The organism is Bradyrhizobium pachyrhizi, from assembly GCF_001189245.1.
In the GTDB taxonomy this organism is placed as follows: domain Bacteria; phylum Pseudomonadota; class Alphaproteobacteria; order Rhizobiales; family Xanthobacteraceae; genus Bradyrhizobium; species Bradyrhizobium pachyrhizi.
On record NZ_LFIQ01000094.1, the window covers coordinates 75064 to 90768 of the forward strand.

General features: G+C 59.8%; 16 protein-coding genes. 10 read left to right on the forward strand and 6 right to left on the reverse strand.

Features of this window, described 5'->3' with window-relative positions; translation table 11 throughout:
- Nucleotides 1-42: 42 nt before the first annotated feature.
- Nucleotides 43-3633: a type IV secretory system conjugative DNA transfer family protein gene (locus AKL29_RS23930; RefSeq protein ID WP_050385852.1), complete on the reverse strand. Its 3591-nt coding sequence runs from the start codon at nt 3631-3633 to the stop codon at nt 43-45.
- A 257-nt stretch (nt 3634-3890) separates the two neighbouring features.
- Here AKL29_RS23930 and AKL29_RS23935 point away from each other — a divergent pair, with 257 nt between their 5' ends.
- A complete protein-coding gene (locus AKL29_RS23935) occupies nt 3891-5003 on the forward strand; it encodes a MobA/MobL family protein (protein ID WP_050385853.1) in 1113 nt (370 codons plus the stop codon).
- A gap of 429 nt (nt 5004-5432) precedes the next feature.
- Here AKL29_RS23935 and AKL29_RS23940 read toward each other — a convergent pair whose 3' ends face one another.
- A complete protein-coding gene (locus tag AKL29_RS23940) occupies nt 5433-5993 on the reverse strand; it encodes a recombinase family protein (RefSeq protein ID WP_050385854.1) in 561 nt (186 codons plus the stop codon).
- Between the two features lie 498 nt (nt 5994-6491).
- Between AKL29_RS23940 and AKL29_RS23945 the strand changes: the two genes are divergently transcribed.
- The 8 genes from AKL29_RS23945 (at nt 6492) to AKL29_RS23975 (ending at nt 11592) form a co-directional block, all read left to right on the forward strand.
- Nucleotides 6492-7217, forward strand: coding sequence for an outer membrane protein (locus AKL29_RS23945; protein ID WP_063779937.1), 726 nt, complete (start codon nt 6492-6494; stop codon nt 7215-7217).
- A gap of 79 nt (nt 7218-7296) precedes the next feature.
- Entirely contained in the window at nt 7297-7503 is a 207-nt protein-coding gene (locus AKL29_RS42185; RefSeq protein ID WP_152977737.1) for a hypothetical protein, read from the forward strand.
- A gap of 493 nt (nt 7504-7996) precedes the next feature.
- Nucleotides 7997-8344, forward strand: a complete 348-nt coding sequence (locus AKL29_RS23955) for a hypothetical protein (protein ID WP_152977738.1) — start codon at nt 7997-7999, stop codon at nt 8342-8344.
- A gap of 41 nt (nt 8345-8385) precedes the next feature.
- Nucleotides 8386-8784 (forward strand): hypothetical protein, encoded by a 399-nt coding sequence (locus tag AKL29_RS23960; RefSeq protein ID WP_050385858.1) that lies wholly within the window; start codon nt 8386-8388, stop codon nt 8782-8784.
- Between the two features lie 482 nt (nt 8785-9266).
- Nucleotides 9267-9671, forward strand: coding sequence for a hypothetical protein (locus AKL29_RS23965; RefSeq protein ID WP_152977739.1), 405 nt, complete (start codon nt 9267-9269; stop codon nt 9669-9671).
- Between the two features lie 19 nt (nt 9672-9690).
- Complete coding sequence (locus AKL29_RS42940; RefSeq protein WP_160321777.1) at nt 9691-9843, forward strand: hypothetical protein; 153 nt, start codon at nt 9691-9693, stop codon at nt 9841-9843.
- Nucleotides 9844-10114: 271 nt separating this feature from the next.
- On the forward strand, nt 10115-10312 hold the full coding sequence (locus tag AKL29_RS23970) for a hypothetical protein (protein WP_050385860.1): 198 nt from the start codon (nt 10115-10117) through the stop codon (nt 10310-10312).
- Between the two features lie 14 nt (nt 10313-10326).
- Nucleotides 10327-11592: a methyl-accepting chemotaxis protein gene (locus AKL29_RS23975; protein WP_050385861.1), complete on the forward strand. Its 1266-nt coding sequence runs from the start codon at nt 10327-10329 to the stop codon at nt 11590-11592.
- Between the two features lie 201 nt (nt 11593-11793).
- Here AKL29_RS23975 and AKL29_RS23980 read toward each other — a convergent pair whose 3' ends face one another.
- The gene (locus tag AKL29_RS23980) at nt 11794-12573 is read right to left on the reverse strand and encodes an ankyrin repeat domain-containing protein (protein ID WP_050385862.1); all 780 of its coding nucleotides are present in this window, start codon (nt 12571-12573) and stop codon (nt 11794-11796) included.
- A 171-nt stretch (nt 12574-12744) separates the two neighbouring features.
- Nucleotides 12745-12930, reverse strand: coding sequence for an ankyrin repeat domain-containing protein (locus AKL29_RS23985; RefSeq protein ID WP_050385863.1), 186 nt, complete (start codon nt 12928-12930; stop codon nt 12745-12747).
- 185 nt (nt 12931-13115) lie between these two features.
- On the opposite strand from AKL29_RS23985, the gene AKL29_RS23990 reads away from it, so the two are divergent.
- The gene (locus AKL29_RS23990; protein WP_050385864.1) at nt 13116-14087 is read left to right on the forward strand and encodes an Ldh family oxidoreductase; all 972 of its coding nucleotides are present in this window, start codon (nt 13116-13118) and stop codon (nt 14085-14087) included.
- Between the two features lie 474 nt (nt 14088-14561).
- On the opposite strand, the gene AKL29_RS23995 is transcribed toward AKL29_RS23990, so the two are convergent.
- Nucleotides 14562-15056 (reverse strand): ankyrin repeat domain-containing protein, encoded by a 495-nt coding sequence (locus AKL29_RS23995; protein ID WP_082190686.1) that lies wholly within the window; start codon nt 15054-15056, stop codon nt 14562-14564.
- 173 nt (nt 15057-15229) lie between these two features.
- The coding region (locus AKL29_RS43730; protein WP_193395245.1) for an ankyrin repeat domain-containing protein at nt 15230-15705 on the reverse strand (476 nt) is incomplete at its 5' end.

Below are 15705 nucleotides of genomic sequence, written 5' to 3' on the forward strand. Positions count from 1 at the left end.
GGGCTCGCCGTCGCCAAGCCGCCTTGCGGGCTTGGACGGCCCCTAGCGGCCAAGGGAACGCAGCAGTTGGCCGCCTGCTTGATCGAAGAGGTTGCTGCCGCCTTGCATCTCATCCACATAAGTCTTCGCGCCCTGATGGCCGAGCTTCGCCGCCATCCGGTAAAGCACCAGTTCTTCGCCCGGGGTACGGGCCTGCATTGACCCGCCCCTGATGCTGTCGGCGAGCGATACCATGGCATCTGGGTCTTGCAGCTGGACGCCACGCCGCAGCAAAGCCTCCGCGTCCTTCATCCGGCCTTCGCGCATCAGGTATTGCGCGGCGTTATCGAATGCCGACGGATAGCCCGCATTCATCAACTCATCGAACATCGGTCGGGCGCGTGTGTCGTTGGCCGCATAGAGCGCCCGCGCCTTCTGGTAGACGAAGCGTTGCTCGTTGGGCGCGGCAGAAAGCGCCGCGTCGCAGGCCTCCACAGCGGCGCCGGCATTGCGCCTGAGCTCGGGGTATTTCGCTCCGGTGCCGAGCCGGCGTGGATCGTTGGGATTGCCCGCCAGGCGGTCGCAGTCTGTCAGCTGCTGCGAGGGCGCGAGCTGCGCGGGGTTGCCGGTTGGCACCGACGGCGTTTGTGCCGGCCATGGTGTAGCCGGTGCGGTCGACTGCGCCGCTGGAGCAGCAGGCGGCGACGGCAGCGGCGCGATGGGCGCCGCTTGCGCGACCGGTGCAGGCTGGGATGGCGGCGGCGCCGCAGTGAGCGGCGCTTGTGGCGCGGCAGCGGCGCGAGCGCCTGCTCTTGACTTTTCTGCTTCCAGCTCGCGCTGGATGCCGGCCAGGCGTTCGCGGGCAGCAGCATGATTTTGCTGCTCGGTCGACAACAGCTGGCGATAAGAGTCCATCTGGTTAAGAGTTCTGTCACGAGTCATCTCGGCCGACCGAGCGATATCCATCGCGGCGGCCTTCTCAAACAGCAGTTGCCTCTTGCTATTCTCGCCAGCTGTAACAGCCTCGGCGAGGCTGGCCTTCTCTGCGCGAAGTGTTCTCAGTTCGCCGGCCTGCAGGACGAGTGCCATCATGGCTCCGCCGATGAGCGAAAGGAGTCCCAGGCTGGCCACGATGGCGCGATTGCCCTCAAGCAGCCAATGTCCCATGGGGGCTCCGGCCGAACGCAACGACGCGGGCATCGACGTCCGGACGGCATCCCAATCAACAGCGTCACCCACGGCCGCAGGTGGTTCGGGTTGGCTCTGCGCGTCGTCGGTGACAATCGTCTGCGATTCAACGGGTGCCGCCATTTCCGGCTCCGTCTCTTCTTGAGCGGCTTCGGGAGCATCCGCGACCGGGTCGGCCACGCGGGCTGCCTCAGTCACCGGCTCAAATGGAGCGGCAATGCGTTCCTGGCAGATCGGGTCGGCATACGCCGGCTTTTTGTCAAGGTGCGCCGGCAGCTGCCCACGAGAGAACACCACCACCTGGCTGGCGAACTCGGGGCCGGTGAGCTGGTGCGCTTCCACTAGGGCCTTGCGGTTGCCGTCGAGCAGGCCGTGCCTAGTGCCCAGGTTTTCGGACAGCCACCGCGCGGCGTCCTCGTCCGGGTTCATGAAGCAGCGGATGGCGCAGTTGCTCATCATGCCCTGCGCGTTGGGATAAGCGGTCTGCAGCTGGCCCAGGTTCTGGCAGAACAACCACAGGCGAACGCCGTAGCCGCGGCCGACGTCGAGCGATTGCTCGATGACGTCGAGCCGGCCAAGGCGCGGCAGTTCGTCCAGGAAGAATGTCACGACCAGTGCGTCGGATTCCGGCGCGACACGATAGAGCTTGAGCAACGATTGCCCTACCAGCACGCGCAGGACGCTCGCGTAGCGATCCACGTCCTCCAGCGTGACCTTGAGGTAGACCGTCGCGTTCTCGTTGCGCAATGACGCAGCATCGAACGTCGTGGCGCCGGTCACCTTCAGGATGCTGGGAGATTGCCATATCTCGACGTGGCGCCGGGCCGAGTCGAGCAGGCTCTCGCGCTGCTTGACCGGCATGCCACGCAGTGCGCTGGCCTGCAGCGAGAGCTGGGTGCTCTTGCGCCTATCCAGCCGCTTGCACCACGCGAGGATATCCTCGTCGTCCGAGGTGTACAGCAGCTTAAGCACCGACTCCATGGTGCGCTTCGCGCCCTTCTGCGAAAGCGCGACGTCAAGCAGTGCGGTGGTCAGGATATCGCGGGCGCGCCCTTCAAAGTATTCATCGTCCTTGCTTCTCGCCTTGGGCTTGAACATCAGGTCCGCAACAGTGCGTGCATCTTCCCAGGCCTGCTCGGGGTCCGTTCCGATATCGTCGAGTGGATTGTAATGAAATGACGTCTCAGGTTCGCGCGGCGAGAAGACGTAGGTCTTCCCGACCTCGCGCTCGCGCCACCCCCGTGAAGCGGCTGACATCTCGCCCTTGATGTCGAGGACCAGCGCGGGTCCTTCCATGTGCAGCAGGTTGCGCAGCACATGGGCCTGGCTCTTGCCGCTGCCCGAGGGCGCGATGGTGATAAGGCTTTCCCGCAGGTCGTAGAGCAGTTCGCCGTCGCCACCCGGAAAACCGCCGATGCGCAGCGCCGAAGCCGACAAGTCGTCGCGAGCCAAGGCTCGCTGTCCTTCGGCTTCCGACATCCAGCGATTTCCGCTGAAGAGGTAGCGTTCGACGACCTGCCGCTGATCCGGCGGCAGCCCTCGGTGTTCATCCAGTGCGCCCCTGACCGCCTGGTTCAGGTATTCGCGGGCACCCGCTGACGTGCCAAGGGAGGCCGCCATGAGCTGCTTGAGGACTTCAAGCATGGCTGCCCGCTCACGAAACTCGGTGCCCTGGTCGAAGTCATACGCACATTCACCGCCGTTCCACGCGATCGGTACGGCAATCCGGAGGTGGTCGTCCGGCGTAAGCCGGCCGACCGCCTCGAGCACGTCCGCCATCCGGAGCGTTGCCCGCTCTCCATCCGTCATTGACACCAGGGTTCGCCTGATGACGAACCGGGCCATGCCAGCTGCCACGCCACGGGCCTGGCTGGAGTCACGCAGGTGGTTCTCAAGATTTGCGAGCGCGCCGAATATCACGGCACCACTACCCTCGCCGCGACTGGCGAGGTTAACGTTCAGGGCGCGTTTGCCTTTGGTCAATTCGCTCTGGCTGTCCTGGGCGATCCGGAGGGTCGCCTCCTTGATGGAGGCCTGGCCGATGAGGTGCTGGAATTGGCTGAGGTCGAACCGCAGCTCGTTGAGCTGGTTGTCATGAAATGTCTCGATGGCGGCGAGCTTCGCTTGCTGGCGCCGCTGTTCGGCCCTGGCCTCCGCGGCTTGCATCTCTTGCTTCCGCCTCTGGTCATCGGCGAGGGACTGGGCTTTCGCCCGTTCCAGCACCTGGATCAGCCCCGGCAGCGCCGGGTCGGAGACGAACTTGCGAACCGCCAAGCGGGTTCTGCGGTTCACTGCCTTGGGGTACGCGGTGCTCTCGGCGATGTCGCGGGGTGCCCAGCGGAGGTGGCTCACGAAGCGCTGGTAAAGTTCAAATTCCTGGTCGGTGATGGGCGGCTCGATGTCTCTGATGCCGACCAGCCGATGCAGGACCGATGCCGGTTGGTCCGGCGACCTATGCGTGCCCATTCTGCCCCACGAGTGTGCGCTAAGCGATGCAAAGCCACCGGTTGTGCCCTGAATCCGGAGCCCGGAGCAAGCCCGCAGCCGGCGGTCCGTGAGGCACGAGCTACCGAGGTCTGGACGGGGGCGCGGTCCGGGGAAGGGGATAGGCCGGCGCATCGTTCTGGTTGCGAGGTGCCGGGAGGGTGGATACCGTGGGGCCAAGCGGGAGTGCGCACTTATGGGTTTGCAAGCAAACCCGGCGCACTCGCGGAGTACCCGAGTTGGCCATTTTCAGTCTGCACCACAGTCCGATTGGCAAGTCGACGCAGGCCCAGCCCTATACGGCCGCCGCACACATTAACTACATCACGCGCAAGCGGGCGATGAGCCTGATGCAGAAGGCCCGCCTGCCCGGCCAGAATCCACGCGAAGTCGCCGAGTATCTGAAGGCGTGTGAGGACAAGGACCGGAAGAACGCACGGGTCATCGACAAGGTCATGCTGGCCCTGCCGAAGGAGTTGAACCAGACCGAGCGCATCGGCTTGGTCCGGGAGTTTGCCGAGCATGTCACACAAGGGCGCGCACCCTGGTTGGCGGCCTTTCATGACAAGGGGAAGGACGCCAATAATCCTCACTGCCATCTTGTCCTAAGAGACCGGGACCCGAAAACCGGCAAGCGGGTGATTGGCACCAGTGAGATTGGCAGCACCGAGCGGCTACGGGAAAGCTGGGAAAAGTTCGCGAACCGGGCCCTGGAGCGAGCTGGCCGAAGCGAGCGGATCGACCGGCGTACCCTGGCCGACCAGGGGATTGAACGCGAGCCAACCATTCACGAGGGGCCACAGTCGCAGGCCATGGACAAGCGAGGGGCCCAGCCTCGATCGCAGCGCCGCCGCCTGCCCAACCGCCCTGGCTCGAAGCGCCGCCACCGCCATGTGGATTACCGGCTCATCGACAAAGGCAAAAGCCGTCCGCAGGAGAACCGGGCGCGTCGCGCTGCATCCCAAGAGACCGAGCGGGATTACTGGGCCGCGATTGACCGGGATAGCCAAGCGAGGGAGCTTCAAAACCTCGCGAGTATCCATAACCCTCACCGCGAGCCAGCAGCGCTGCGCACTGCCCCGACGTTGCGGCCCTCCAATCAGCCTGGCAAAGCCTCAAGGCATGTTCCGCGTCAGGCTTCCGTAAAACCCTCGGAAAAGCTGGCCAAGCAAAAGCCGCGCTTCAAAGACTTGAGTACCGACGGCCGAAAACGCGACCGGGGTCGACGCATTGAACATGGCACCTCGCCCCACCCGGCCAAGCCACCAAAGCCGAAATGGAATGCCCGCGATCAGCGGGCGCTCGAGCGCATGAGACGTGAGCGCCAAGATGACCGCTCCCGCGACAGATAGCCAAGTTGTAGTGAGGCATTAGGCGACCATTCCAGCTAAGCGCTGTCAGGACCTGCGCTTGTGACCGTTGCGATAAGCCCTTTGAAGCAGCTCAGGCTTATCTTGCATCCGGCTTTGTCGTCCTTGTGGACACACAAGATAGGCCACCGTTTGGTGACCGATGAAACTCATTATTGCCTGTTCGGTACATGTACGCATCAACTCCGGCAACATTCTCAGCAAAGCTCCGCGTTTCAAGACAAGGGGATACGCTGAATGCTCGAGGGTTCTTGCAATAGCTGAAACCGATCGAGACGCACGCCTCTTGCTCCAGATGAGGCGGGAACGCGAGGAGGAGCGAATTCTTTGTCGATGATCTGAGAACGTTACTAGCCGGCTGCCATTTGGCAGCCGGTTCGCTTATTCGCGTCTAAGCCAGCAGGGCACGATTTAACAAGGTTTTGGCTTAAGCCGCCGGATTGTCGACGCGCTGACGCTGAAAGACTGCGCTATTGCGGCTGGACGCTCCCCAGACAGCCGGCGTCGGAGGGCCTGTGCCTGCTGTTGCGGTGACAGCTTTGGCTTTCGTCCGAAACGTACGCCAGCCGCCCTGGCACGTAGCCTTCCTGCCGTGGTCCGGCGGATGATGTCCTGCCTGGTCTTGCGGGCGATGTACCCGACCAAAGCCGCCAACACTTCGCCAAGCTCTGTTGTGGTGTCGGCCCACGGCTCAGCGAGGGAACGGTAAGTCGCCCCTCGCGATGTAATCCACTCAAGGATTGATAGGGTCTTGTAGGGACCTTCGCGTGTCAGGCGGTCCAACGCGGCGAATATGATGACGTCTCCGGGTTTCACATCTCGCAGCAGCTTCTTAAGCATCGGACGTTGACCGCTCACGCCGCTCTGCTTCTCAGCGTAAATCCTCGTACAGCCTTCGGCACGCAACTGCAGTTCTTGAATGTCGAGCACTTGGCCGTTGGTGCTCACCCTCGCATATCCCAGGATTGCCATCACAGGAGTCCTCCGTCATACGGTGAGGTCCGTGCAAATGTCCTGATTTTTGCAACCCTAAAACGGCTAATATCGCGAGCTTTCGTGTCCTCGCGAATTCCTGAATCTTTGTGCGGGTTTAGCCGATCCAACCAAGAAGACTTCCATTTTTTACGACCGCGTTATCCTGCGCTTGCCGCGCGAAAGCGTAAATCAGAATTTTTGCGCACTACTGTGCCCGACAATTCTCGCCGCTTCGGCAGATGCACAGGAGACAATCTTGGTCAGCGCAATAGCTTCGGAGGTCTAGCGGGCTTTTGTAAATAACCTCGCACAACACGTCACTATGAATGCCGGCCGGCGTGCCGGCTGTGACGACTGCTGCCGACTCAGTCAATTGGCAGACTGCATCAATCGTTACCATCGACGGGCGCAAATGCTGCCGGCCGCGTCGTACAAGACGCGGCCGCTCCGATGCGCTGCGGCCTACATACTCGCGACAACACCACAGGGAAGCATATGAAAAAGGCGTTTTTGATAACTGTTCTGTCGGCATTGACTGGAGGTTCAGTGCTCGCAGCTGACCTTCCTGCACGGACATATGCGACAACCTCTCCTGCAGCGGCGGCTCCGGCCTACGACTGGAGCGGCTTCTATGTTGGCGTCCACGGCGGCGGCGGTGGGGGCCGCAGTGACTGGCTGTTTACCCAGGCGCGCTCAACGACATTTCATGATGTGAGCGGCGGGCTCGGCGGCTTCCAGGGCGGTTATAACTTCCAGTCGGGCGCCTTTGTTCTCGGGATCGAGGGCGAGTATTCCTTCGCCGATATCAATGGATCGAGCGTCTGCCCGGATCCGACGTACGCGTGCAGTAGCAGGACGAAGGGCATCAGTGATGTCGCGGGTCGAATTGGCTATGCTGCCGATCGAGCACTGTTCTACGTCAAAGGCGGCGGCGCTTGGGTCGAAAACCGCTACGATGCAGTAAGGCTTACCCCGGCAAACACAGCTACCGGCACTGAAACCCGCGCGGGGTGGCTTGCCGGCGTCGGCGTGGAGTACGCTTTCGTCCCGAACTGGACGGTAAAGGGTGAGGTTGACTACATCGGCCTTGGCACAGACCGGGTTTCGCGCACCGCCACCAACGGCCTCTCGGCGCAAGCCCTCGACATCACCCAATCGTTCTATCTAGGTAAGGTCGGCCTCAACTACAAGTTTGGTGCTCCCACCTTAGCCAAGTACTGATCTTCGAAACACTTCTGCACTCAAAAACCCCGGCGCTGTCTGGGGTTTTTCGACTCTACCAACCACGAAGGAGTATTTCATGAAGATGACGGTTCTGGCTGCTGCGGCAGTCGCTCTGCTATGCGCGGGCAGCGCGCTCGCTGAACCACGCAACAACACCCCGCATGCACTTGCGTGCATGAAACGGTATGGCTTCACGTATGCGGAGTGGCGCGCGTACGCGGTCCCAGCTGAGAAGGCCAATCCCTACCGGGCTTGCCGCGACAGCTTAAAGCAAGGACGCTGAAATCTCTAGCAGCCGTTCTCGTGCTTCTGCGTAGCACCGGATGACCAGCAACCCTGATGGATCTCAACTGAAGCGAATGAGGCAATGACGATGAAGAAACTCGTGTTGATTTGGCTGTTTCTCGCCGGGAGCGCGTACTCGGCCTCGGCTGCTAGTGTCCCGCCAGAGTGCACCAGTCAATTCGGCTACTCGGCCCGGTGTTGTACGGCTTCGTATGGGCGCCACCCTCAGGGAAGCATGGACAACGGGCAACGGCATGCGCAATTGGCCACCTGCACGGCTAAGGAAAACTCCGGAAAACGCTAACTGAAGTGACCACGGGCCGACTTGCCGAAGGCTTCGCCTATCGATCCACACTCAATCCCAACCATGGGCAAGACGAAGATGATCAAGACAATTGGGCTCGCTATGCTGGCGTGCCTTTTATTCCAGGCGCCCGCGATGGCACAAAGCAGACAGTACTGCACAGGCGTTTGTGGAGGGACAAGAGGCGGTGAAGTCGCCAATCCGCCAAACGTTGTCGCCTGTTACCGCAAGTGCATGGGCGAAGGCAGCGAAAGCCAGAAAACCAAGCAAGGAAAGCAGCAGCGATAAGGGGATCGCCATGAAGAGTCTTTTCCGCGCTGCTGTCCTGGGTGGTTTTACCGTTACCGGCTTCGCCTCGGTCGCCCACGCTGACTTCAGCAGCGCCCGCGCACAGTGCCTCGCCAAGGCCGGCACCGATGAAGCGACGTTCTCTGCGCGTCGCGCCACAATTACCCAAGGCAAGCTTTATCGGAGTTGCATGAGCCGCAAGGGCTTCAATGTCGAAGTACTACGCAGCAACGGCTCGCGCATCTGAACCCAGTCAACCTGTGCGCTATCTTCAACTAGGAGACTAAAATGTTTGGAAGGGCAGTATTTGCTGCTGCGCTCACCTTGGGCGCAGGCGCCGCCTGTGCTCAGGAGGTCAAGATTTCGTCGGTGAGCGTGTCGCGGCTCGGGAAGGCCAACCTGTGCTCGGCCCTTGGCGGTGGCGAACAGGCTCCGGTCATCACAATTCGGCATACGCGCGGGACGGGCAGCATCTCCATCGCCATGGTCGACCGCTTGAGCAATGGCAGGACGAACGATCATGGGAGCAGCCAGGTTCAGGCCGAACCGACGGGGACAACCATTGTCCGGAACAACTTCCGACCACCGTGCAACCGGATCACGTCCCAGGGCGTGAAATCGGCCTACTATGTCACGGCGACTTCCGGGCAAAGCTCGAAAACGGTCCTTTGGGGTCGGTATCCCTAGCCTCAGCGGCGTCGCTTCCTGGGAGGCCAGCGAGACCGATTGCATTTGGCAAATGTACTTTGTCGTATCAATCGTGCTCATAATGCACCGGGCTTCGCGCGCAACATCATGAACGGTGTGCGGCGCTCTTCGCGAAGTCGTGGGCTGTGTTAGGTTCGATTGCCGCGAGGCGAATGGCCGCTACGTTCAATAACCAAAAGAAAGGCGACGACCATGAACCTGCGTGGCACGCTCGCTCTATGGCTGGGCACGCTGAGAATCTTCCTCTCAGTAAGCATCAGCCACTAAAGCAACAGGGGCCGTTGGAGCGGCCCCTGTTTTCGTCCAATAACCATTCAGGCGATGAGCCTGTATGAGTCAAAGGGCATAAGACGTCAAGACGTTTTCCATGTTGCTGCATACAATGCGCTTTGGCCGAGCGGGAGAAGCTAATGTTGCACCAATATCCCCAGACTGTCTGTTTCGCGGTCCTGCAGGAGCAGATGCCGAAGCCCACCATCGTCATCGAGCGAGACGGCAAGCTCAGGCCCAAGAATCCTGACCTCTATCGCGCGGAAGTGCGAGTTCTTCTCGAAATGAAGGATGACTGGATTGACATCACCTCGGCGCAATACAGGACGATGATCCAGCTATCGCGCGTGGTGTTGCATCACCAGCCGCTGGCGCAGATTGTTTTCAACGGAGGCGCCTCCCCCTGGGGCCTCGACCACCTGCCGCAGTACAATCAGAACTGGGCCAGCGTCGCGGACGCGATTGGCATGCGCCCTACCAAGATTCAGAAGGTATTGGTGCGCAAGAAGCCCTTGCACCCGATCATCAAGCAGAGGCAAGCCAAGCTGCGGCACGGACCGTTGCGCCCAAGTCGGGAATTACCTAGACAGAGCTGAAGACAGGAGGATTCCGGACATGAACGATAACAGTTCATACGACCTGCGTGAACTGCAAGCGCTCAGGTTGGTGCGTGCGTTTCTTCGAATACACGATGTGGCCAGCCGCAATAAGCTGGTCGAATTGGCCGAGAGGATTGCCGAGGCCGCACAGTCCGACGAAAGCCGATAAACGAACTGACTTCATCATTGCCGGGCCGCGCGCTTAGTCCGGCTTCTTTGCCGCCTTCATCGGTCATCATATCAGAGGTGCTTAAAAACAACGGCCCTTGGTTCAGACCGTAAGGGCGCAGGCACAACATGTCCTGACCCCAGCGCGCTCTTTATTGTTTGGTATTCCGAGCTGAGTAGTCAGGAAAGAATACTGATTGTTCAGTAAAGTTTGTGGTGAACATTGGAGCAGCACGTTAGCGCCCCCTACGTTTATGTTCTAGCGTGAAGGCATGAGCATAAACGAGAACAGAGAGCTTTCTTCCGACGACATCGATCGCCTGAAGCTCAGCGTTTCCGCTCTTTCATCGGGCATGTTACGCCTTACGCAACTGCTGACGACTGTTACGCCCATTCTCCTGGAACAACTGGACGGCCTAAACAGGCAGATCGCCCTGCTTGGTTCAGAGGAGAAAGACCAACAACAATAAGAAAACAGAAGATCATGTTTACCTTTAACAACGAGACCAAACACATTATGCAGGCTCTGGACCGGTCCCTCGCCGTCATCCACTTTGACACCAAGGGCAACATCCAGTGGGCCAACCGGAATTTCCTCGGTGCGCTAGGCTATACGCTTGATGAAATCAAGGGGCGACACCACAGCATGTTTGTTGATCCGGCTTATGCCGCAACCGACGCTTACCGCAAGTTCTGGAGCGACCTCGCTGCCGGGCAATTCCAGAGCGCCCAGTACAAGCGCATCGGCAAGGGGGGCCGGGAAGTCTTCATCGAAGCAACCTACAACCCCATCCTCGACGGTAACGGCAAGCCCTACAAGGTCGTCAAGTTCGCCACCGATATCACGGTCAAGACCGTGAAGATGAAGGAAGCGCTGGACCGCACGCAGGCGGTGATTAGTTTCAACCTTGATGGCACCGTTATCGAGGCCAACCAGAACTTCCTCAATGCGCTGGGGTATACCCTGAGCGAAATCACGGGGCAGCACCATCGCATGTTCGTGGAGCCCGAGTTTGCCAACAGCCCTGGGTATCGCCAATTTTGGGAAGCCCTCAACCGAGGAGAATTTCAGGCCGGCGAGTTCAAGCGCATCGGCAAGGGTGGCAAGGTTGTCTGGATTCAGGCCAGCTACAACCCGGTATTTGGGAATGATGGCAAACCTTGCCAGGTGACCAAGTACGCGACCGACATCACAAAGAAGAAGACCATCGCGCAGCAGACCACCGAATCCGTGAATTCGATGGCTACGGCAACGCATGAGCTGTCCGGCTCGATCACCGAGATAGCCAGGAGCATGTCGACAACTCGCGATTCCGTTCGGGCCGTCTCAGACGAGACGCAGAGCGCGGCAGCCGCCGTGCAGCAGATGGTTGGTGCGGCGGCAAGCATGGGCGAGGTCGTCGAATTGATCGAAGACATTTCCGGCCAGACGAACCTCCTGGCCCTGAATGCCGCGATTGAAGCCGCCCGCGCCGGCGACGCCGGACGGGGGTTCTCGGTTGTGGCTGATGAAGTGAAGAAGCTTGCGAACCAGACGACCGATTCAACCGCGAAGATCTCCGATCAGATCAAGGAAATCCAAAGGGTTTCTAAAGGAGTCTCGGATGGGCTCGAGAAGATACAGCACTTGGTGCAGGAAGCCTTGGATGGCACCAACGGCGTGGTAGCCGCCACCGAAGAACAGTCCGCGGTGACGACTGAAATCTCGAACAATATGACGACGATCTCGGATCTGGTAAATGCGGTCTAGACGAGCAGCACCTCACCCAGTTCTTGGTAATACGATGTGAGACGTCCGGTTATCGAAGATGCCGAGCCAGTAGAAGACCAGCACTGGTCCCTAGTGCCGCGTGCTTGCCGGGCTTGAATTGCCTAGACAGAGCCGCGACGCGAATTGACGACATCCCAAACAAAAGGCCCCCTCCACCGAAGTGGAAGGGGCTGTCGTGGTTCAAGCGGCGGGTTGCCGCTGTTTGGCTTCGAGCAGTTTGACAATCGCCATGTGACCCTCGCGGGCCGCGCAGATCAGCGCGGTGTCCCCGGAGTTGTCCTGGGCGTCGATGGCCGCACCTTTGGCCAGCAAGGCCTTCACGATCGCGGTGTGACCGAACACCGCCGCCAGGATCAGGGCCGTGTTGCCATCGCTGTCCCGGAGCTCAAGAGCGGCATTCTTGGCCAGCAAGGCCTCGACGATCGCGGGGTGATCACTATAAGCCGCCCAGATCAGCGCATTGTTACCGTCGTTGTCCTGGAGGTCAACTGCGGCGCCCTTGGCGAGCAGGTCCTCGACGATCATGTTGTGGCCATTGCGGGCCGCCCAGATCAGCGCGGTGTTGCCGTCACTGTTCCGGAGGTCAAGCGCTGCCCCCCTGGCGAGCAGGACTTCGACAACCTCAGTGTGGCCGCTGCAGGCGGACCCGAGCAACGCGCTGTTGCCGTCGTTATCCTGGAGATCCAGAGCCGCGCCCTTGGCCATCAAAACGTTGACGATCGTGGTGTGGCCTTCATAGGCTGCCAGGATCAGCGCGGTGTTGCCGTCACTGTCCTGGATATCGAGCGTCGCACCGTTATCAAGCAAAGCGACGACGATGGCCAAGTGGCCGTTATTGGCGGCCCAGATCAGCGCGGTATTGCCATCGCTGTCCTGAACGTCAGGTGCTGCGCCCTCAGCGAGCATGGCCTTGACGGCCGCAAGGTTACCCTCGAGAGCCGCTTCAATCAGATTGGTCATAAGAAAATCCCTTGGCTGGCCTCCGTCACGCCCGGAGGCGATGACGAGACCGATCGCCAAAGGGCGAAACGGCATGCGTGGTGGCGCCATTGTGGGGCAATGGCAGAGAGTTACAAGTGGTGCCGCCAAACAAAAAGCCCTCTCCACCGAAGTGGAGAGGGCTGTCTTGGTTCAGACGGCGGGTTGCCGCTGTTTGGCTTCGATCAGTTCAACGATCGCGGTATGGCCGTTCCGGGCGACCCAGGTAAGCGCGGTGCTGCCATCGTGGCTCTTCACGTTGAGAGCCGCGCCCTTGGCGACCAAGGCCTGGACGGCCGCAAGACCACCCTCGTGGGCCGCTTCAATGAAATTGGTCATAAGAAATCCTTTAGCTGGCCTCCGTCACGCCCGGAGGCGATGACGAGGAGAGACCGGTCGCCTAGGGCGAAACGGCATGCGTGCTTGTGCGCCGAGCGTGGAACGGGGCCGCAAAGTTACAAGTGCTATGAAAAAACTTCCCAGCACGACTCGCGCGCTGTTATGATATCTCATCAAAGAAAGTAGTGTTCCTGAAATCTATTTCTCCCCGACAACTCGAGAACGCAACCCGCTCCTTCCTCGCGAAGTTCTTCCCACCTGCCGTTGTACAGGATTGCCTTGAACTCATCATGTACGCTGAGCACCGCAATAAAGTGGGGCAAGGCCTGCTCAAACTCATGGGAACCGAGCCGCTGCAAGCCGTGAAGCCCGATCTTGCGTGGCAGATTGATGAGAAAACCAAACTCTCGGCGCTGATACACGGTAACAAGAATCCAAGTTTTCACGTTGCCCAAGTCGCTACCCGTCTATGCCTCGAGAAGGCACTTGAACATGGCTTTGGCATCATAGGGGTTAATGGTATTTACAGCAGCACCGGGGCGTTGGGCTACTACGTCGAAAAGCTCGCCAACTCCGGCCTCATCGCGTTTGCCTGTGCACGATCTCCCGGAGCTGTTTCACCCTTCGGGCTTCATGTTCCTTTGTTCGGAACTAACCCGTTTGCATGGGCGTTTCCGACACTGCAGGAACCTGTCGTCTTCGACATGGCCACTTCCGCCATTACATATTATGAGCTCGTTCTCGCGAAGATGCGCGGCGAAAGAATCCCTCCTGATGTCGCGGTAGATAAGCTCGGTCAGCTCACGGATGATCCCGCTGCCGCTATGACAGGAGGCATCCTACCCTTCGACAAGGGCTACAAGGGCTCCGCGCTTTCCATGATGGTAGAAGTGCTGAGTGGGCCTCTCGTCAACGCTGCCTTCTGCGATTACAAGAGTTTCGACAAGGATTGGGGCTTTCTTATATTCGCCTTCTCTCCGTCTCTGCTTACCGATAGCGACCAATTTAAAGCCGCGGCCTCCGACCTTACCAGTATTATCCGGGATCATGGCGCCGTCGTGCCTGGCGACAACGGTCGTTTGTTCGAGAAGAAAATACATGTCGAGGGATTGATGAACGTTGATGACGAAATCGCCGAGCTATTAATGCTGTCATGAATGATTAAATGCCGGTCCGGTAAAAAATACACCGGATGCGGTCACCAAAATTGACGGGGAGCGTTTGGCATAGCGGAGGCAATTCCTCGTCCCTTGAGGTGCAGGAACGCCCTCTCGACCAGACGACGAACGCGGTGCGCACCATCACCTCGGAATCCGCAAGTATGATGAGAGACGTCCGGTTATCGAAGATGCGGCCAGTAGAAGGACTGCCGTGCGTATGCCGGGCTTGAATTGCGTAGACAGAGCTGAAAATAGGAGGATCACGAACATGAGCGGCAACGGTTCATACGACTTGCGTGAATTGCAAGCGCTTAGGCTCGTGCGGGCGCTTCTTATACAGGATCGGGACAGCCGCAATGAAGTAGTCGAATTGGCGGAACGGCTTGCGCAATCCGATTAGAGCCGCGACGAGAATTGACGACATCCCAAACAAAATGCCCTCTCCGCCGAAGCGGAAAGGGCTTTCGTGGTTCAGGCGGCGGGTTGCCGCTGTTTCGTCTTGTTGATCAGTTTAACGATCGCGGGTTGGCTCCTCCGGACCGCCCAGCTCAGCGCGGTGTCACCAGATTTGTCCTTGGCATCGACATTCGCACCTTTGGCGAGCAAAGCCTCCACGACGGCGGTGTGTCCCTTGCGGGCCGCGCAGATCAATGCGGTGTTGCCATCCCTGTCCTGGAGGTCGATCTCTGCGCCCTTGGCGAGCAATATCTCGACGATCACGTTGCGACCTTCATAAGCCGCCAGGATCAGAGCGGTGTTGCCATTGCCATCTCCGAGATTAACCGTCGCCCCCTTGTCGAGCAAAGCCTTGACGATTGTGGTGTGGCCTTCATAGGCCGCCCAAATCAGCGCGGTGAAGCCGGCTCTGTCCTGGGCATCCAGAGCCACGCCGTCGGCAAGCAAGGCTTCGACGACCGCGGTGTGGCCCTTGCGGGCCGCTTCAATCAGTGGGGTCATAAGAAACATCAAAAATATCCCTTGGCTGGCCTCTGTCACGCCCGGAGGCGATGACGAGGAGACCGGGTCGCCAAAGGGCGAAACGGCATGCGTGTTGCCGCGATTATGGGACGTGGGCAAGAAGTTACAAGTACCAACAAGCAAAATGCCCTCTCCACCGAAGTGGAGAGGGCTATCGTGGTTCAGACGGCGGGTTGCCGCTGTTTTGCTTCGATCAATTCAACGATCGCGGTGTGGCCGTAGCGGGCAGCCAAGGCCAGCGCGGTCTTGCCTGTATTGTTCTGGACGTCGAGCGCAGCCCCGTGGGCAAGCAAGTCCTCGACAACTGCGCTATTGCCGTTGCGGATCGCCCAGATCAGAGCGGTATTGCCCTCATTGTCTTGGACATCGAGCGCCGCGCCTTTGGCAACCAAGGCCTCGACAACTGCGCTATTGCCATTGGAAGCCGCGAAGCTCAGCGCGGTGAGCCCGCTACGGGTTCGGATGTTGATAGCGGCGCCCTTGGCGAGCAAAGCCTCGACGATGGCGGTGTGGCCGTCGCGAACCGCCCAGATCAGCGCGGTGTTGCTGTCGTTGTCCTGGAGGTCGAGAACCACGTCCTTGGCAAGCAAGAGCTTGACGACCTCGGTGCGACCTTCATAAGCCGCCAGGATCAGAG